The 17,034-nt window shown below is 67.8% G+C and carries 18 protein-coding genes; 13 read left to right on the forward strand and 5 right to left on the reverse strand.

The genetic code is table 11. The features are described from left to right. Positions 1–8: 8 nt before the first annotated feature. The 13 genes from ABIB42_RS09950 to ABIB42_RS10010 all read left to right on the forward strand — a co-directional run bounded on the left by ABIB42_RS09950 (position 9) and on the right by ABIB42_RS10010 (position 12,323). The gene (locus ABIB42_RS09950; protein ID WP_429248278.1) at positions 9–758 is read left to right on the forward strand and encodes a HesA/MoeB/ThiF family protein; all 750 of its coding nucleotides are present in this window, start codon (positions 9–11) and stop codon (positions 756–758) included. A 205-nt stretch (positions 759–963) separates the two neighbouring features. Next, positions 964–1,401, forward strand: coding sequence for a type II secretion system major pseudopilin GspG (gene gspG / locus ABIB42_RS09955; protein ID WP_184238452.1), 438 nt, complete (start codon positions 964–966; stop codon positions 1,399–1,401). A 9-nt stretch (positions 1,402–1,410) separates the two neighbouring features. Continuing rightward, on the forward strand, positions 1,411–1,890 hold the full coding sequence (locus tag ABIB42_RS09960; protein ID WP_005663746.1) for a GspH/FimT family pseudopilin: 480 nt from the start codon (positions 1,411–1,413) through the stop codon (positions 1,888–1,890). Between the two features lie 8 nt (positions 1,891–1,898). Further along, positions 1,899–2,291, forward strand: coding sequence for a type II secretion system minor pseudopilin GspI (gene gspI / locus ABIB42_RS09965; protein ID WP_040774939.1), 393 nt, complete (start codon positions 1,899–1,901; stop codon positions 2,289–2,291). Continuing rightward, positions 2,288–2,950, forward strand: a complete 663-nt coding sequence (locus tag ABIB42_RS09970; protein WP_005663744.1) for a PulJ/GspJ family protein — start codon at positions 2,288–2,290, stop codon at positions 2,948–2,950. The genes gspI and ABIB42_RS09970 overlap by 4 nt, the downstream gene beginning before the upstream one ends. Then, complete coding sequence (gspK, locus tag ABIB42_RS09975; RefSeq protein ID WP_071360814.1) at positions 2,950–3,933, forward strand: type II secretion system minor pseudopilin GspK; 984 nt, start codon at positions 2,950–2,952, stop codon at positions 3,931–3,933. The genes ABIB42_RS09970 and gspK overlap by 1 nt, the downstream gene beginning before the upstream one ends. A 16-nt stretch (positions 3,934–3,949) precedes the next feature. Beyond that, on the forward strand, positions 3,950–5,197 hold the full coding sequence (gene gspL / locus ABIB42_RS09980) for a type II secretion system protein GspL (protein ID WP_429248279.1): 1,248 nt from the start codon (positions 3,950–3,952) through the stop codon (positions 5,195–5,197). Next, positions 5,194–5,712, forward strand: coding sequence for a type II secretion system protein GspM (gene gspM, locus ABIB42_RS09985; RefSeq protein WP_005663740.1), 519 nt, complete (start codon positions 5,194–5,196; stop codon positions 5,710–5,712). The genes gspL and gspM overlap by 4 nt, the downstream gene beginning before the upstream one ends. Beyond that, positions 5,709–6,482 (forward strand): type II secretion system protein N, encoded by a 774-nt coding sequence (gspN, locus tag ABIB42_RS09990; RefSeq protein WP_313632299.1) that lies wholly within the window; start codon positions 5,709–5,711, stop codon positions 6,480–6,482. Before gspM ends, gspN begins: the two co-directional genes overlap by 4 nt. Further along, on the forward strand, positions 6,482–8,893 hold the full coding sequence (gene gspD, locus ABIB42_RS09995; RefSeq protein WP_429248280.1) for a type II secretion system secretin GspD: 2,412 nt from the start codon (positions 6,482–6,484) through the stop codon (positions 8,891–8,893). The genes gspN and gspD overlap by 1 nt, the downstream gene beginning before the upstream one ends. A gap of 3 nt (positions 8,894–8,896) precedes the next feature. Beyond that, positions 8,897–10,318, forward strand: a complete 1,422-nt coding sequence (gene gspE, locus ABIB42_RS10000; protein ID WP_005663735.1) for a type II secretion system ATPase GspE — start codon at positions 8,897–8,899, stop codon at positions 10,316–10,318. Positions 10,319–10,339: 21 nt separating this feature from the next. Further along, on the forward strand, positions 10,340–11,560 hold the full coding sequence (gspF, locus tag ABIB42_RS10005; RefSeq protein WP_071360811.1) for a type II secretion system inner membrane protein GspF: 1,221 nt from the start codon (positions 10,340–10,342) through the stop codon (positions 11,558–11,560). 19 nt (positions 11,561–11,579) lie between these two features. Beyond that, on the forward strand, positions 11,580–12,323 hold the full coding sequence (locus ABIB42_RS10010; protein ID WP_229520314.1) for a hypothetical protein: 744 nt from the start codon (positions 11,580–11,582) through the stop codon (positions 12,321–12,323). Positions 12,324–12,375: 52 nt separating this feature from the next. Here ABIB42_RS10010 and ABIB42_RS10015 read toward each other — a convergent pair whose 3' ends face one another. The 5 genes from ABIB42_RS10015 to ABIB42_RS10035 form a co-directional block, all read right to left on the reverse strand. Beyond that, positions 12,376–13,107: a helix-turn-helix domain-containing protein gene (locus ABIB42_RS10015; protein WP_184238442.1), complete on the reverse strand. Its 732-nt coding sequence runs from the start codon at positions 13,105–13,107 to the stop codon at positions 12,376–12,378. Positions 13,108–13,259: 152 nt separating this feature from the next. Beyond that, a complete protein-coding gene (locus tag ABIB42_RS10020) occupies positions 13,260–13,463 on the reverse strand; it encodes a hypothetical protein (protein WP_005663727.1) in 204 nt (67 codons plus the stop codon). Between the two features lie 20 nt (positions 13,464–13,483). Next, positions 13,484–14,824, reverse strand: a complete 1,341-nt coding sequence (gene hslU, locus ABIB42_RS10025) for an ATP-dependent protease ATPase subunit HslU (protein ID WP_040775527.1) — start codon at positions 14,822–14,824, stop codon at positions 13,484–13,486. Between the two features lie 13 nt (positions 14,825–14,837). Continuing rightward, positions 14,838–15,374, reverse strand: coding sequence for an ATP-dependent protease subunit HslV (gene hslV, locus ABIB42_RS10030; protein WP_071360808.1), 537 nt, complete (start codon positions 15,372–15,374; stop codon positions 14,838–14,840). A 256-nt stretch (positions 15,375–15,630) separates the two neighbouring features. Then, positions 15,631–16,890 (reverse strand): STAS domain-containing protein, encoded by a 1,260-nt coding sequence (locus ABIB42_RS10035; RefSeq protein WP_219862058.1) that lies wholly within the window; start codon positions 16,888–16,890, stop codon positions 15,631–15,633. Positions 16,891–17,034 lie beyond the last annotated feature (144 nt).

The raw sequence follows: 17,034 nt of genomic DNA on the forward strand, positions 1-17,034 counted from the left end.
GTGACCCCATGAACGACAACCAGCTCCTGCGCTACTCGCGCCACATCCTGCTCGACGACATCGGCATCGAAGGCCAGCAGCGCCTGCTCGAGGCCCATGCCCTGGTGATCGGCGCCGGCGGCCTCGGTTCGCCGGCCGCGCTGTACCTGGCATCTGGCGGCATCGGCCGCATCACCCTGGTCGACGACGACACGGTCGACCTCACCAACCTGCAGCGCCAGGTCATGCACACGACCGAGCGCATCGGCCAGCCCAAGGTCGATTCCGGGCGCGCGGCCCTGCTGGCGATCAATCCCGAGATCGAGGTCGTCGCCCTGAACGAACGGGCCGGTCCCGAGCGCCTGCTGGCGCTGGCCCGCACGGCCACCGTCGTGCTCGACTGCAGCGACAACTTCGCCACCCGCCACGCCGTCAACCGCGCCTGCGTCGCTGCCGGCGTGCCGCTGGTGTCGGGGGCGGCGATCCGCTTCGACGGCCAGCTGTCCGTGTTCGACCCGCGCCAGCCCGACGCCCCGTGCTATGCCTGCCTGTTCCCTGAAGACAGCGGCTTTGAAGACGTTGCGTGCAGCACCATGGGGGTGTTCGCCCCGCTGGTCGGCATCGTCGGCGCGGTCCAGGCCGCCGAAGCGATGAAGCTGATCGCGGGCGTCGGCGCGCCCCTGGTCGGCCGCCTTCTCATGCTGGACGGGAAATTCATGGAATGGACTGGCGTCAAGGTGGCGCGCAATCCCGACTGCCCGGTGTGCGCCAGGCGCTAGCCAGGTTTGATGAGGACACGCTTAACGGCGCGGATCCAAGGTGTCGTGACGAGCGTAGGTAGCTTACAATTGCACACCCGCTGCCGGTAGCGATGTAATCGTTCGCACAGTAATTGTACGCAGATTCATCCGCAGTATTATCTTGTCATATTTCGGCCGTATACTGTCCCGGCTCTACCGATTCACCAGCCTACTCACACTGCATATGAATTTCCAACGTACACAACGTCGCGCCCGCGGCTTTACCCTGGTCGAGATCATGGTCGTCGTGGTCATCATCGGCATCCTCGGCGCCCTGGTCGTGCCTAAATTGCTGGGCCGCACGGGCGAGTCGCGCGTCACTGCCGCCAAGGTCGACATCGCCACCATGATGCAGGCCCTCAAGCTGTACAAGCTCGACAACCAGCGCTATCCGACCACCGAGCAGGGCTTGAATGCCCTGATCGCCAAGCCGACCTCCGGCCCGGCCGCCAACGGCTGGAAAGAAGGCGGCTATATCGAGAAGCTGCCGAAGGACCCGTGGGGCAACGCCTACCAATACCTGTCGCCGGGCGTGAAAGGCGAGATCGACGTGTTCTCCTACGGCGCCGACGGGCAGCCGGGCGGCAACGGCGAGGACGCCGACGTCGGTTCCTGGCACTAAGCCTTTCCCATGCCGGCCTGGCGCGCGCGGGGCGCATCCTCCGGCTTCACCCTGGTGGAGCTGCTGGTCGTGATGGTCATCATCGGCATCACGCTGGGACTGGCTACGCTGAACGCCATCCCGAGCCCGCGCCAGGATCTCGAAAACGAGGCCAGGCGCATCGCGCTGCTGCTGCAGCTGGCGCGCGACGAAGCCATCGTGCGCAACCGCCTGGTCGCGTTCGAGGCCAACGGCGAGCGCTACCGCTTCATGGTGCGCGGCGACACCGGCTGGGAACCGGTCACGCGCGACGACCTGCTGCGCGAGCGCAGCTTCAAGAATCCGCCGCTGCGGCTCGTGCTCGAGCCGTCCGGCACGGGGGGCCCGGATATGCTGCGCATCACCTTCGGACGCGAGCCGGTCGACCGTCCCTTCGTGCTGACCCTGGCCTCGGGCGCCAACGCGGTCGCGATCCGCGCCGACGGCGTCGGCCACTTTACCGTCGAATGAAGCACATCATGTTCTCTCGCCGCGCCTCGCGCCACGCCTTCGGATTCACCCTGCTCGAAGTGCTGGTGGCGCTGGTCATCGTCGGCACCGCGCTGGCCGCCGGCCTGCGCGCGGTGGGCAGCCTGACGTCCAACAGCGCCGGCCTGCGCGCCTCGATGATGGCGACCTGGTCGGCCGAGAACCGGCTGGTGCAGATCCGCCTGGGCCGCGAGTTTCCCGCGATCGGCAAGCGCAGCTTTCCCTGCCCGCAAGGCGACCTGAACCTGGTATGTGAAGAAGAAGTGCTGTCTAGCCCCAATCCACTGTTGCGCAGGATCGAAGTCTCGGTGTTCGACGCCGACAACCCGGGACGCCGCATTGTCAAACTCATCCAACTGGTCCTGAGGCCTTCCCCGATATGAACGCCAGGTCGCGGCATGCAGGCTTCACGCTGGTCGAACTCCTGGTGGCGATCGGCATCCTCGCCATGGTGGCCGTGCTCGGCTGGCGCGGGCTGGACGGCATCGTGCGCGCGCGCGTGGCGCTCACGCACGAAATGGAAATCACGCGCGGCATGCAGCTGGCCTTCGCCCAGATGCAGAACGATTGCGAGAACGCGGCCGGCAACGACATCATGCGCGGCCGCCCGGCCTTGCTGTGGGATGCCGACCGCCTGACCCTGGTGCGCAAGGTGTTCGTCGAACACGAGCCGTCGCGCCTGCAGGTGGTCAGCTACCGCGTGGTCAACGGCCAGCTGATGCGGCGCGAGTCGCCCGGCACGCGCGACCTCGACCACATCGCCCAGCTGTGGCAGGCGCTCGCGTCCGATGCGCCGGCCGAGAATGCGCCGTCGGTCGTGCTGCAGGTCGGCGTGGGCGGCATGCAGGTGCAGGGCTGGCAAAACAATGCCTGGCGTAATGAGCCGACCGCGGTCGGCGGCAATGGCGAGCAGGAACCCCCGCCTGTCGATCCGGGCCTGGGCCCGGCCCGCTCGCGCGAACCCACCGGCGTGCAGGTGGCGCTCACCGTGCAGGGCCTGGGCCAGCCGATGGTCAAGTCTTTCCTGCTGGGAGGCACCTGATGCGGCCCGTGCCCCTTCCGCGCCGCCAGCGCGGCGTCGCCGTGGTCACCGCACTGCTCCTGACCACGCTGGCGATCTCGATCGTCGCCAGCCTGTTCTGGCAGCAGCAGGTGCAGGTACGCTCGATGGAAAACCAGCGCTTGCAGTTGCAGACCAAGTGGATCCAGCGCGGCGCCCTCGACTGGGCCAGCGTGATCCTGCGCCAGCCTTTCGGCGGACGCATCTCGCTCGAGCAGGTGTGGGCCACGCCGCTGGCCGAAACCCGGCTCGACCAGTACATCGAACGCGAGCGGGTGCAGGGAGAAAATTTCAATGCATCCCTGTCGGGTCAGGTATACGACGCGACGGCGCGATACAATCTGAACAACCTGGCAACGGGCGGCAAGCGCGAACCGATCGAGACCGAGGTGCTCGGCCGCCTGCTGACCAATCTGCGGCAAGAGCCGCGGCTGGCGCGGCCGATTGCCGATTTCGTCGCCGCCGGCCAGGCGCTGACGGTGGATCCGGACGCGGCGGGCAACAATAACACTGCGCAGACGCCGCGCAAGGGCAACCCGATGCCGCTCATGCGGGTGGACGACCTGCTGGCGGTGCAGGGCGTCAAGCCCGAGACGGTCGAGGCCTTGCGTCCGTTCGTGATCGTGCTGCCGGCGCAAGGGACGACGGTGAACGTGAACACGGCGCCGGCCGAGGTGCTGGCGGCGGTCCTGGCTGGCTGTTCGACCTCCCAGGCCAATGCCCTGGTCGAGCAGCGCAAGCGGGTGCCGTGGAACGACGTCCAGCAGTTTTTGAGCGAAGTGCAATGCAGGGATGAAGCGGTGGAACAGCCAAAGATCAGCATCACCAGCAATTACTTCCTGGTGCAGAGCCGCATCCGCCTCGACCGCGCGGCGCTGGACGCGGAGTCGCTGGTGCAGAAAGGCAGCCTGGCCAACCTTGGCCCCGCCAATGGTGTGACCGTGATCTGGACCCGCCAGAACTAGAAGAAAGCGAGACGGTTTGACTACTCTTTATATCCGGCATCCGGCCAGGAGCGAAGGCGAAGGCGCCTTATGCCGGTTCGCGATGGTCGGCGATAACGGCGCCATCGGACAGCAGGGCGAAGGCGCGCTGCGCAACCTGGGCGATGTGGTCGCGGCCAGCCGGCGCGTGGTGCTGATCCTGGCCGCCAGCGACGTCACCCTGCTGGCGGTGCAGGCGCCGCCGCTGGCCGGCGCGCGCCTGCGCGCGGCGCTGCCGGCCCTGGTCGAAGAATATATCCTGGGCGATCCGCTCGATTGCGTGCTGGTGGCCGGCCCGGCCATGGCCGACGGCCGCCGTCCGGTGGCCGTGGTGCAGCAGGCCTGGCTCGAGCCGCTGGTGCGCAAGTTGCTGGAAATGGGCGCGCGCGCGGTGGTGGCCGTGCCCGAACAATTGTGCCTGCCCCTGCATCCAGGCAGCGTGAGCGCCGCCTTCGGCAAGGGCGAACTGATCCTGCGCCAGAGCCAGTACGAAGGCCTGGGCCTGGCGCTCGACGGCGCCCCGGTGGTGGCCCTGCAGACGGCGCGCGCGCTGGCGGGCGATGCGCCGCTGGTGCTGTATGTCGAGCACGAGCAACTGGGCGAGTACCAGGCGCTGCTGGCCGAGGCCGGCCCCGGCGTCACCCTCGAGAGCGACAACTGGGCGCACTGGATCGCCGGCGCCCGCGGCAGCAACAACGGCGGCGCCGTCGGCCCCGCGCTCGACCTGGTGCCCGGCCTGGGCACGGCCGGCGTGGCCCGGCGCGACTGGCGCCGCTGGCGCTGGCCGATCCGGCTTGTCCTGGCGGCGCTGGTGGTCAACGTCATCGGCCTGAACGTCGAGTGGCTGGGGCTGAAGCGCGAGGCCGACGCCGTGCGCCAGCAGATGAGCCAGACGTTCCGCTCGGTGTATCCGGGCCAGCCGGCGATCGACCCGGTGGCGCAGATGCAGCAGAACATCGCGCGCGCCAGGGCCGGCAGCGGCGAGGTGGGCGGCGACGAATTCACCTGGATGGCGGCTGCCTTCGGCGAAGCCATCGGCGGCCTCGGCGCGCCGCCTGCGATTGCATCAATGGAGTTTCGCGAACGCGCCCTCACGGTGCGCGTCAAACCCGAGTCTGCCAATCCCGGCGCCGCAGACCAGCTGCGCCCGGCCCTGGCGGCACGCCACCTCAGCCTGGAAGCGCCCGACGCCAACACCTGGTTGATCCGCAGCACTGGCGCCTCGCAACCTGGAGTTACGCAATGAATGTCGCCGGCAAAATCAGCGGGCTGCGCGAACGCGCCACCGCCTACTGGATCGCGCGCACCGAGCAGGAGCGCAAGTTCCTGCTGGTCGGCGGCGCCGTCGCCGCGCTGGCGCTGTTCTATCTCGTCCTGCTCGAGCCCGCGCTCGAAGGGCGCGAACAATTGCGCCGTTCCTTGCCCGAACTGCGCCAGCAGGCGGCCCAGCTCGAGGCGCTTGCCGGCGAAGCCCGGGCCGCCGCCAGCGAGCCGGCGCCCGCCGTCACGCCAGTCACGAACGAGTCGCTCACCGCCAGCATGGCGGGGCGCGGCCTCAAGCCGGCCTCGCTGTCGGTCAGCGGCGAGTTCACCAAGGTTCAGCTCAACAATGTTTCCTTTGCCAACCTGATGGCCTGGCTCGACGCCCAGCGGCGCGAGAGCCGCCTGATGGTGCAGGACGCCCAATTCAGCGCCCAGACCGCGCTGGGCCAGGTCGACGCCACGCTCACGCTGCGCCAGCGCAGCGATCCGGCTTCATGAGGCGGGCGCTGACGTGGGGCCTGCTGGTCATCCTGGCGGTAGTGGCGACGGTGCTGGCTTTCCTGCCGGCGGCCTGGCTCGGCCCGATGGTCGAGCGCCAGACCGGCGGTCGATTGACGCTGGGGGATGCGCAGGGTACGCTTTGGCGCGGCTCAGCCTTTATCGGCGGGGCGCCGGGACCGGGCGGGTCGGTCACGCCCTTGCTGCCGGGCCGTTTTTCCTGGACCTTGTCGCCGCTGGTGGTGCTAGGCCAGGTCAGCATGAGCCTGGAAAATCCCCAGGCGCTGGCCAACCCGGTGCGGATCGAAGGCAGCTGGTCGCGCTGGCAGGTCAATGCCGGCGAGCTGCTGCTGCCGGCCGAGGGCTTGTCGGGCCTGGGCGCGCCGCTCAATACGCTGGCGCCGAGCGGCCGCATCCGGCTGTCCTGGAACGCGCTCGACCTGTTGCGCCAGCAGAATACCGTGACGGTGCAGGGGCGCACCGTCCTGTCGATGAGCGATATGGGTGCGCGCATGTCGCCCATCAAGCCGCTTGGCAGTTATGAAATGATCATGGACTGGCGTGGACCGCAGGCCGATTTGACCCTGCGCACCGTGCGCGGCGCTTTGCTGCTGTCGGGCTCGGGTGTACTGCAAAATGGACGCCTGCGCTTTTCGGGCCAGGCCAGCGCCGCCGACGGCTATGAGGACCAGCTCGGGACCATGTTGAACCTGCTGGGCCAGCGCCGGATGGTGAACGGCAAAAACGTAATCGCACTCGAGTTCAGATAATGAAGAAAACAGACCGCTCCACCTTCGCGCACCTCGACTTTTCGGCCATGCAGCTGCCGGCCTTGCGCCGCCTTGCGGCCGGCGCCATGCTGTGCTGCGCCGCCACGATGGTCGCGCTGCCGCTGCCCGCGCTGGCCCAGGACAGCGCGAACGCCGCCGCTTTGAGCTTCGTCAATGCCGACATCGAGTCGGTGATCAAGGCCATCGGTCACTACACCGGCATGACCTTCATCATCGACCCGCGGGTCAAGGGCACGCTCACCCTGGTGTCCGAGAAATCGCTGAGCAAGACCGAAGCCTTCGGCCTGCTCACCTCGACCCTGCGCCTGCAGGGCTTCGCGGTGGTCACCAGCGGCGACGGCTACGCCAAGGTGGTGCCCGAGGCCGAGGCCAAGCTGCAGTCTTCGCCGACCCAGGTCGGCGGCGTGCGCTCCAGCAAGGCCACCGGCGACCAGATCGCGACCCAGGTGTTTTATCTGTCCTACGAGTCGGCCGCCAACCTCACCGCCGTGCTGCGTCCGCTGATTTCGCCCAATAACTCCATCATGGCGAACCCGGGCAACAACACGCTGGTCATCACCGACTATGCCGACAACCTGCGCCGCCTGGCGCGCATCATCGCCGCGCTCGACGCGCCGGTGGCGGCCGACCTCGACGTGATCCCGATCCGCAACGCGATCGCCAGCGACATCGCCCAGCTCGTCACGCGCCTGATGGAACCGGCCGCCGGCGGCGATTCGGGCCGGGTCACGGTGCTGGCCGATCCGCGCACCAACTCGGTCGTGATCCGCGCGCCGTCGCAGGCGCGCGCCAACCTGGCCAAGAGCCTGATCGCCCGCCTGGATCAAGAGAGCTCGAGCAAGGGCAATATCCACGTGGTCTATCTCAAGAACGCGGAAGCCACGCGCGTGGCCCAGACCCTGCGCGCCGTGGTGTCGCAAGACACCTCGGCCCTGCAGGTGCAGCAGGGCACCCAGGGCAGCTCGATCCAGTCCGGCATCGGCAGCCAGGCGGGCCAGGGCGGATTGGGCGGGCAGGGCGGCCTCGGCGGCCAACAGGGCCTGCAGGGCAGCACCGGCATTGGTGGTACTGGCAACAGCGCCGGCCAGCAGGGGCAGCAAGGAGCCCAGGGCGGCGGCCAGGGTTCGGGCTTCATCCAGGCCGACGCCTCGACCAACAGCCTGATCATCACCGCGCCGGATGCGGTGTACCGCAACCTGCGCTCCGTGATCGACCAGCTCGACGTGCGCCGGGCCCAGGTCTACATCGAGGCGCTGGTGGTCGAGGTCACGTCCAATAAAGCTTCCGAATTCGGCGTGCAGTGGGTCGGCGCCACCGGCGACTCCGACAGCAAATACCGTTTCGGCGGCCTGCAGAACTTCACCGGCGGCGGTTCCAGCAACAGCATCGTCAACCTGGCGCTGGCGGCGGCCCAGGGCACGAGCAGCACCACCGGCACCACGACGCCGGTCCTGCCGACCGGCCTGACCTTCGGCCTGTTCCGCCAGGTGGGCGGCGAGCTGGGCCTGGGCGCGGTGGCGCGTGCGCTGGAATCCGACGGCAACGCCAACATCCTGTCGACGCCGAACATGATCACGCTCGACAATGAGCTGGCGACCATCAAGGTTGGCCAGAACGTGCCGATCATCACCGGTTCGTTCGCCACCAACAGCACCACCGGCGGCGGCAACCCGTTCCAGACCGTCGACCGGCAAGACGTGGGCCTGCTGCTGCGCGTGCGGCCGCAGATCTCGGAAGGCGGTACCATCAAGATGGCGATCTACCACGAGAACTCGAGCGTGGACGCCTCGACCCGCAACGCCGAATCCGGCCTGACCACGAACGTGCGCGCGATCGAGAGCAATGTGCTGGCTGACGACGGCCAGATCATCGTGCTCGGCGGCCTGATCGAGGACAGCGAAGGCGATGGCGAAGAAAAAGTGCGCGGCCTGGGCGACATCCCGGTGATCGGCAACCTGTTCAAGTACCGCACCCGCAGCCGCGTGAAGACCAACCTGATGGTGTTCCTGCGGCCGGTCGTGGTGCGCAGCAAGGAAGCCTCGAATTCGATCGCGATGGACCGCTACGACTACATGCGCGCGGCCGGCGCCGCCGCCCAGCCCGAATCGTCGGCGCTGCTGCGCGACCTTGGCGCGCCGCAACTGCCGCCGCTGGTGAACGGCCAGCCGCCGGTCGGCGGCGGCATGGCGACCGTGCCGGTCCAGCGCCAGCCGGCGCCGAACGCGGCGCCGGGCGCATCCAACGATGGCGCGGCGTCGCGGCATCAGGGCACTGCGCCGGGAACCGCGCCGGGGGCGGGCGTGTCTGAACCAGGATCGGGCGCGGTCATGCCCGGCGCGGCAGTGCCAAACGCGCCAACCCGTCCGGTGCAGCAACCGAACGGAAATTAAATCATGAACAATCTCTTGCCCTACGCCTTCGCCCGCGACCACGGCGTGCTGGCGCGCGGTAATGGCGAACCGGGCCAGAGCGTCGAAGTGCTGGTGTCCAGCGCCACCGCGCCAGCGGCCATCGCCGAGGTCTCGCGCCGTTTCGGCCGCATCCAGCTGCGCCGCCTCGACCGTGACGAGCTCGACGCGGCCATCGCCGGCGCCTATGCCGGCGGCGGCGGCGACGCGTCGCAGGTGGTCGACGAATTCGACGCCGACCTCGACCTGACCAAGCTGCTGCAGGACGTGCCCGCCATCGAAGACCTGCTGGAATCGTCCGACGATGCGCCGGTGATCCGCATGATCAATGCGCTGCTCACGCAATCGCTGCGCGAAGGCGCGTCCGACATCCACATCGAGCCATTCGAGCAGACTTCGGTGGTGCGCTTTCGGATCGACGGCGCGCTGCGCGACATCGTGCGCCCCAAGAAGGCGATCCACGCCTCGCTGATCTCGCGTATCAAGATCATGTCGCAGCTCGACATCGCCGAGAAGCGCCTCCCGCAGGATGGCCGCATCACCCTGCGCGTGGGCGGTAAACCAGTCGACGTGCGCGTCTCGACGCTGCCGACCGGCCACGGCGAACGCGCCGTGCTGCGTTTGCTGGATAAAGAAGCAGGGCGCCTCGACCTGTCGCACCTGGGCATGGCCGAGGACATGCTGCCGCAGTTCGACCGCCTGATCAACCAGCCGCACGGCATCGTGCTGGTGACCGGCCCGACCGGTTCCGGCAAGACCACCACCCTGTACGCGGCGCTGTCGCGCCTGAACGCGTCCACCACCAATATCATGACGGTGGAAGACCCGATCGAGTACGACCTGAACGGCGTCGGCCAAACGCAAGTCAACGCCCGCATCGACATGACGTTCGCGAAAGCGCTGCGCGCCATCCTGCGCCAAGATCCCGATGTGATCATGATCGGCGAGATCCGCGACCTGGAGACGGCGCAGATCGCGGTGCAAGCCTCGCTCACGGGCCACCTGGTGCTGGCCACGCTGCACACCAACGATGCCGCCTCGGCGGTGACGCGCTTGCTGGACATGGGCATCGAACCGTTCCTGCTGTCCTCGTCGCTGCTGGGCGTGATGGCCCAGCGCCTGGTGCGCAAGCTCTGCTCGCAGTGCAAGACCTTCGACGGTTCCACCTGGCATGCGGTCGGCTGCGAGCGCTGCGGCCATACGGGCTATCATGGCCGGGTCGGCGTCTACGAGCTGCTCGAAACCACCGAGCAGATCCGTTCCCAGATCCACAACCGCGCCTCCGAAGCCGAGATCCGCGATGCGGCGCTGGCAACCGGCATGAAGACCATGCGCGACGACGGCGAACGCTGGCTGGCGGACGGCACCACCACGCGCGCCGAACTGGTGCGGGTGACAAAGGATTAAGATGCGGATGGGAACTGACTGATGCCGGCATTTCGCTACGAAGCCGTCGACGCCGGCGGCGCCACCCGCAAGGGCGTGGTCAACGCCGACAGCCCGCGCGCGGCGCGCGCCGACCTGCGCACGCAAGGCCTGACGCCGCTCAACGTCGAGGCGATCACCGCCCAGGTCGACGCCTCGGGCGTCACCCGCGCGCGCGGCATCGGCGAGCGCCTGTCGCAGAACGAGCTGGCCCTGTTCACGCGCCAGCTGGCCAGCCTGCTGGAGGCCGGCCTGCCGCTCGAGCAAGCCTTCACCGCGCTGCTGGAGCAGGCCGAGCGCGCCTATATGCGCGACCTGATCGCCTCGATCCGCTCCGAAGTCATCGGCGGCTCGCCATTCTCCACCGCGCTGTCGCACCACCCGCGCGACTTCGCCGAGATCTACCGGGCGCTGGTCGCCTCGGGCGAGCAGATCGGCCAGCTCTCGCGCGTGCTGTCGCGCCTGGCCGACTACATCGAGCGCCGCAACGCCCTGGTGCAGAAGGTGCGGCTGGCCTTCACCTATCCGGCGATCGTGACCGTGGTCGCGTTCGCGATCGTGATCTTCCTGCTCACCTATGTGGTGCCGCAGATCGTCTCGGTGTTCGCCAACACCAAGCAGAAGCTGCCCTTCCTCACCGTGGTCATGCTGGCCGTGTCCGACTTCGTGCGCGCCTACGGCATCTATTGCGCGATCCTGATCGGCGGCGCGTTCTGGCTGTGGCGGCGCGCGCTGCGCAATCCCGACCTCAAGCGGCGCTGGCACACCTGGCTGCTGACGGCGCCCATCTACGGCAAGTTCGAGCGCAGCCTCAATACGGCGCGCTTCGCCAGCACGCTGGCGATCACCACCGGTTCCGGCGTGCCCATCCTGCGCGCGCTCGACACCAGCCGCGAAACCCTGTCCAACGTGGCGATGCGCGAGCTGGTCGAGCAGGCCACCGGCAGCGTGCGCGAAGGCGTGAGCCTGGCGCGCGCGCTGTCGGCGCAAAAACATTTCCCGCCGATGCTGGTGCACATGATCCGCGCCGGCGAGATCACCGGCGAACTGCCGGCCATGCTCGAGCGCGCCGCCAATTCGCAGCAGGCCGACCTCGAGCGCCGCACGCTCACCATCGCCGGCCTGCTCGAGCCGGTGCTGATCCTGGCCATGGGCCTGGTCGTGCTGCTGATCGTGCTGGCGGTGCTGATGCCGATCATCGAAATCAACCAGCTGGTGCAGTAAAACAATGGCAGTCAATAATATGAACAAACGTTTGCCTCTTCTTCTCAGCCTGCTTGCCCTGATCCTGCTGGCGGCCTCGATCGCCTACTGGGTGCTGCAGCTGTACAAGCCGGAGCAGCGGCCGCTGGCGGCGGCGCCGGTCGCCACCCAGCCCCCGCCGAGCCCGGAGGCGGCGGCAACGCTGTTCGGCGGCCAGCCGACCGCGGTGATTTCCAATTTCCAGCTCACTGGCGTGGTGTCGGCCGGCGCCGACAGCGCGGTCATCCTGGTGGCCGACGGCCAGCCGCCGAAAGCGGTGCGCATCGGCCGCGAGATCGCGCCGGGCGTGACCGTGGCCGAAGTGCACCGGCGCTACGTGATGCTGTCGGATGGCGGCGTGATGAAGCGGGTGGAACTGGCGCCCGATACCGGCCAGTCGACGTCGATCATGCCGCCGGAACCGCGCGTGATGCCAGAGCAGATGCCGCAACCGATGACCGCGGCGCCTGGCGTGGAACCGCAAACCGCGCCGGGCGTGGTCAGCGCGCCGCCCACCATGCGCAGCGTGCCGCCGCCGGGCGGCGGTCCGCAGGGCACGCCGACCACGCCGGAGAATGCGCAAGTGGTGCAAGAGCAGCAGGCGCCACAAGACCAGCAGGCGCCGCAAGAGCCGCAGGATCCGCCGCCGGAGCAGGGCGATCCGACCCAGCAGAGCCGCAACAACGTGCAGATGCCGCCGAATGCGCCGCCGATGAACCAGACCCAGCAACCGATCACCCAGTAAGGGCGGCGGCGCGGCGGCAGGCTCTTATCGCCTCTTCACCGTACCGAGCCCATCAGCGTCGCAGTGCGGTAAACGCCGCCAGTTCCCACGACCTGAACCCCAGCAACAAGGTATAGCCCTCGCGTTCTCCGGCCGGCAGGCGCCGGTCGTTCAGGTGCAGCCGCGCCAGTTCCGCCGCCAGTTGCTCGATCTTGAGCGACAACTCTTTTGCGCTGGCAGGCGACAGCCGCGCCGGCAGGCACATCAGCGCCTCGCCCGCGCCGTCGAAGCGCCCGGCAAAATAATCCTCCACCACGTGTTCGCGGAAGAACTGCTGCACCGGGCCATCCGGCAGCCAGCGGAATGCGTTCGACACCCGCAGCTGGTAGCGGTTCAGCGGCTTGAGTTCGATCAGTCCCAGCCGGTCGAGTTCGGCGAGCAGGGTGATGCACTCGGCCTCGCTCAGCTTGTAGGTGTCGACGACCTGTTCCACGTTCCAGTGGCCGAGGCAGCAGATCGCCATCAGCAGCAGGCGCGGATTGGCCACCAGCGAGCGCTCCTGCGGCAGGCTCAGGGCATCCAGCCGGGGCCGGGTGTCGAGAGCCCCGCGCAACAACTCTTCCAGTGGGATGCCGGTCGCCTGGCAGATCTCGGCCAGCCGCGACAGCGCCATGTCCTTCTGGCCGAACATGCGTTTCACGCTCGATTCGCTCACACCGATGCGCTCGGCCAGCAGCTTGTAGGTGATGCCGGCCGCGCGCAGGCGGGCGCGCAGGGCGTCGAGGATCAGGTCGGGTGAACTCATGGTATCCGTAAAGAATGGCGACGCTTGACTCTACCGTTGAACGGGGACAGGGACAAGGCGCATGCGACGAATGGCACGCCGGGCCGATGGACGAAAAAAAGCGGACACCGAAGTGTCCGCAAGGAGAATGTCTTGATCAGGCTAACGCAGGCTCAGTCGTCCTCGTCCGCCACCAGCTTGGCCTTCTTGAGCGCCCGCTTGGCTTCATGCCGCTCGCTCGACAGCGGCTTGGCATGCGGCCCGGCCGACCGCGCCTTGGCCAGCGCCGCGATCGGGTTGCGCGGCTTGCCGAACTGCTGCGAGGGTTCGACCCGCAGGCGCATCTTCTGCCGTGTCGCCAATGCCTTGTTCGCCATGCGGGTCTCCGCCAGGATGGTTACAGCACGTAGCGCGACAGGTCTTCGTTGACCGCCAGCGCATCGAGCCGTTCGTTGACATAGGCCGCGTCGATCCGCACCACCTGGTCCTTCTCGGAGCCGGCGCTGAACGAGATCTCTTCGAGCAGCTTTTCCATCACCGTGTACAGGCGGCGTGCGCCGATGTTTTCGGTGCGCTCGTTGACCGAGAACGCGATCTCGGCCAGGCGATGGATGCCTTCGTCCACGAACTCGATCTTGACGCCCTCGGTCGCCAGCAGCGCCTCGTACTGCTTGGTCAGGCTGGCGTGGGTCGAGGTCAGGATGCTCTTGAAGTCGTCGATCGACAGCGATTCGAGCTCGACGCGGATCGGGAAGCGGCCCTGCAGTTCCGGGATCAGGTCCGACGGCTTCGACAGGTGGAAGGCGCCCGAGGCGATGAACAGGATGTGGTCGGTCTTGATCATGCCGTACTTGGTGTTCACCGTCGTGCCCTCGACCAGCGGCAGCAGGTCGCGCTGCACGCCGGCGCGCGAGACGTCGGCGCCGCCGTGTTCGGAACGGGTCGCGATCTTGTCGATCTCGTCCAGGAACACGATGCCGTTCTGCTCGACGTTGGCGATCGCCTTCTGCTTGAGTTCGTCCTCGTTGAGCAGCTTGCCCGCTTCTTCGTCGATCAGGAGCTTCATCGCTTCCTTGATCTTGAGCTTGCGCGGCTTCTTGCGCGCATTGCCCACGCCGGCGAACATCGACTTGATCTGCTCGGTCATTTCTTCCATGCCCGGCGGCGCCATGATTTCCATCTGCGGCGCGGCGTCGGCCACTTCGATCTCGATCTCGCGGTCGTCGAGCGAGCCTTCGCGCAGGCGCTTGCGGAAGGTCTGGCGCGTGGCTTCGCCTTCCTTCGTGTCGCCGTTGCCGCTGCTGGTGTTGAAGCCGAAGTCGCGCGCCGGCGGCACCAGGATGTCGATGATGCGGTCCTCGGCCGCGTCCTCGGCGCGCTGGCGCACCTTTTTCGCTTCGCTGGCGCGGGTCTGCTTGACGCCGATGTCGATCAGGTCGCGGATGATGGTGTCGACGTCGCGGCCGACATAGCCCACCTCGGTGAACTTGGTTGCCTCGATCTTGATGAAGGGCGCGTCGGCCAGCTTGGCCAGGCGGCGCGCGATCTCGGTCTTGCCGACGCCGGTCGGGCCGATCATGAGGATGTTCTTGGGCGTGATTTCATGACGCAGGCTCTCATCGACCTGCTGGCGGCGCCAGCGGTTGCGCAGGGCAATGGCGACCGCCTTCTTGGCCTTGCCCTGGCCGACCACGTGCTTGTCGAGCTCGGAAACGATTTCGGGTGGGGTCATGTTCATGATGCTGCTCATATCAATCCAGGGTCTCGATGATGTGGGACATATTCGTGTAGATGCACAGCTCGCCGGCGATGGTGAGCGCCTTCTTGACGACTTCGCTAGGGGCCATGTCGGTGTTCTCGTACAGCGCCTTGGCGGCGGACTGGGCATAGACGCCGCCCGAACCGATGGCGCCGATGCCGTCTTCCGGCTCCAGCACGTCGCCGTTGCCGGTGATGATCAGGGTCGACTCGCGGTCGGCCACCAGCAGCATCGCTTCCAGGCGGCGCAGCACGCGGTCGGTGCGCCAATCCTTGGCCAGTTCGACCGACGCGCGCAGCAGGTTGCCCTGGTGTTTTTCCAGCTTGCCTTCGAAGCGGTCCAGCAGCGTGAACGCGTCGGCGGTGCCGCCCGCGAATCCGCACAGGACCTTGCCCTGGTACAGCTTGCGCACCTTGCGCGCCGAGCCCTTCATGACGACATTGCCCAGCGTGACCTGGCCATCGCCACCCAGCGCGACCTGGTTGCCGCGCCGCACACTGACGATGGTTGTACCGTGAAATTGTTCCATTTTGACCTCGTGATGTTCTAGCCAACAGCAGGTGGGGATCGTGCGCGGGATTGCAAGATTAGCTCAGCCTTAAATGCTCGAGGCCAAATGTGCGCCCGGCGCGGGCAGCGGCCTGTACGCTGTCCCTACGCCGCTGAATGGAGCCGTTAAACGATGTTCTTATTTTTTTCCAACAAGCTTGGTTGCCTTGGCTCGATCCTGGTGTCGCTGGTCGTGACCTTGCTGCTGTTGCTGGCCTTCGGCTGGCTCTGATCGGTCAGTAGCGGTGCGGATACAGCCGCACGCCATCGCCCGCGCCGAGCAGGCGCAGCAGGGTGGCGACGAGATGGTTCAGTTCGCGCAGCTCGACCGCGCGGCCGGCGGCGCCATGCGCATCCAGCCGCGCCAGCAGGCTGGCGGCGCCGGCATAGTCGATGCGCGCCAGGCGCGAGCAATCCAGCACCAGCGTCTCGCGCTCCTGGGCATAGGCGTCGATGGCCGCCAGCAGGGCGCCGTCTGGACCGCTCACAATGGCAGGCAACATGAAGCGGTCGCCATGGCCGGGCGCCGGCGCGGCGGTGGACACGCGCAGAGGCGCCTCGAACGAGGGCGGCGACACCTCGTAGGTGACGCAGTAATCCATCGCCGCTTCCTCGAATTGTTTTTCGCGACCGGTCAACAGCAGCAGCTCGAGCAGCAGCAGCCAGGGCGCCGGGCTGGCGCCGCGCTGGCCGATCGCCAGCATCGGTCGCAGGGTCGCCAGCAGGGTGTCGGCGCCGGCCAGCACCAGCTCGCGGCCGGCGCCGCGTAATTGTTGCAGCGCCGCCAGCAGGCAGGCGGCGCCGTCGGCGTCGATCGCCGTCACCCGGCCGAAGTCCAGGCGCACGACCGGCGCCGGCGCATCCAGCACGCGCTTGAGCGGCGCCGCGACGCTGGCGTCGATCCTGGGGGCGAAGGCCTCGACCGCAGCCAGGCCGGGACCGGGAAGGGCCGCAGCGGTTGCGGCGAGCGCGGCGGGCAGCGGCTTCCAGGCCGGCGGCGAGGTCTCGAAATGGCTGGCGTAGTCGATGGCCACGCTTTCGAAGGCTTCTTCGCGGCCATCGGCCTGGTACAGGTCGAACAGCATCCACCACGGCAGGCGCTCGGCGCGGCCAAGGGTCGGCAGGCAGGCGCGCAGCAGCTGTTCGGCCGCGTCTGGCTGGCCGTTGGCGTACAGGATGGCGCTTTCGTCGATGGCCGGGGCGCTGGCGGGCGCCGCGGCCTGCGGCGCAGTGTCATGTTCCGGAGACGCGACGCCAGCGGCCGGGCGCCGCACGCCGCTGCCCCAGGCCGGCTCGTCGTCGAACATGTCGGAAGCGAATGCGAGTTCGATCTCGTCGATCTTGGCGGCGGTGGCGCGCGCGATCTCGCGCTGGCGTTCGCGCTCGGCCTCGGTGTCCAGGCGCGACGGCTCGCCGCGCAGGCGCGACTCGGGCGGCGGCCAATCGCGCACCCCCGCATCGTCGTTCTTTCTCTTCAGGAAGGAGAAAAGCCCCATGCTCACCGTTGTCAATTAGGCCAGCCGTGCCAGACCATAGCACGAACCTTCGGCCAGTGTGCTGTGCACACGCCGCTCGGCCTAGTGTATCCGATGGGAAACGATAGCATATGCATGGCGCGTGAAGCGTGCGCAGTCATGCCG

It is taken from the genome of Massilia sp. UYP32, assembly GCF_050434365.1.
GTDB lineage: Bacteria > Pseudomonadota > Gammaproteobacteria > Burkholderiales > Burkholderiaceae_D > Telluria > Telluria timonae.

Bases quoted from the DNA above. Each gene is read 5' to 3' on its own strand.
- ABIB42_RS09950 (WP_429248278.1), top strand. From the start codon at position 9: ATGAACGACAACCAGCTCCTGCGCTACTCGCGCCACATCCTGCTCGAC.
- gspG (WP_184238452.1), top strand. From the start codon at position 964: ATGAATTTCCAACGTACACAACGTCGCGCCCGCGGCTTTACCCTGGTC.
- ABIB42_RS09960 (WP_005663746.1), top strand. From the start codon at position 1,411: ATGCCGGCCTGGCGCGCGCGGGGCGCATCCTCCGGCTTCACCCTGGTG.
- gspI (WP_040774939.1), top strand. From the start codon at position 1,899: ATGTTCTCTCGCCGCGCCTCGCGCCACGCCTTCGGATTCACCCTGCTC.
- ABIB42_RS09970 (WP_005663744.1), top strand. From the start codon at position 2,288: ATGAACGCCAGGTCGCGGCATGCAGGCTTCACGCTGGTCGAACTCCTG.
- gspK (WP_071360814.1), top strand. From the start codon at position 2,950: ATGCGGCCCGTGCCCCTTCCGCGCCGCCAGCGCGGCGTCGCCGTGGTC.
- gspM (WP_005663740.1), top strand. From the start codon at position 5,194: ATGAATGTCGCCGGCAAAATCAGCGGGCTGCGCGAACGCGCCACCGCC.
- gspN (WP_313632299.1), top strand. From the start codon at position 5,709: ATGAGGCGGGCGCTGACGTGGGGCCTGCTGGTCATCCTGGCGGTAGTG.
- gspD (WP_429248280.1), top strand. From the start codon at position 6,482: ATGAAGAAAACAGACCGCTCCACCTTCGCGCACCTCGACTTTTCGGCC.
- gspE (WP_005663735.1), top strand. From the start codon at position 8,897: ATGAACAATCTCTTGCCCTACGCCTTCGCCCGCGACCACGGCGTGCTG.
- gspF (WP_071360811.1), top strand. From the start codon at position 10,340: ATGCCGGCATTTCGCTACGAAGCCGTCGACGCCGGCGGCGCCACCCGC.
- ABIB42_RS10010 (WP_229520314.1), top strand. From the start codon at position 11,580: ATGAACAAACGTTTGCCTCTTCTTCTCAGCCTGCTTGCCCTGATCCTG.
- ABIB42_RS10015 (WP_184238442.1), bottom strand. From the start codon at position 13,107: ATGAGTTCACCCGACCTGATCCTCGACGCCCTGCGCGCCCGCCTGCGC.
- ABIB42_RS10020 (WP_005663727.1), bottom strand. From the start codon at position 13,463: ATGGCGAACAAGGCATTGGCGACACGGCAGAAGATGCGCCTGCGGGTC.
- hslU (WP_040775527.1), bottom strand. From the start codon at position 14,824: ATGAACATGACCCCACCCGAAATCGTTTCCGAGCTCGACAAGCACGTG.
- hslV (WP_071360808.1), bottom strand. From the start codon at position 15,374: ATGGAACAATTTCACGGTACAACCATCGTCAGTGTGCGGCGCGGCAAC.
- ABIB42_RS10035 (WP_219862058.1), bottom strand. From the start codon at position 16,890: ATGGGGCTTTTCTCCTTCCTGAAGAGAAAGAACGACGATGCGGGGGTG.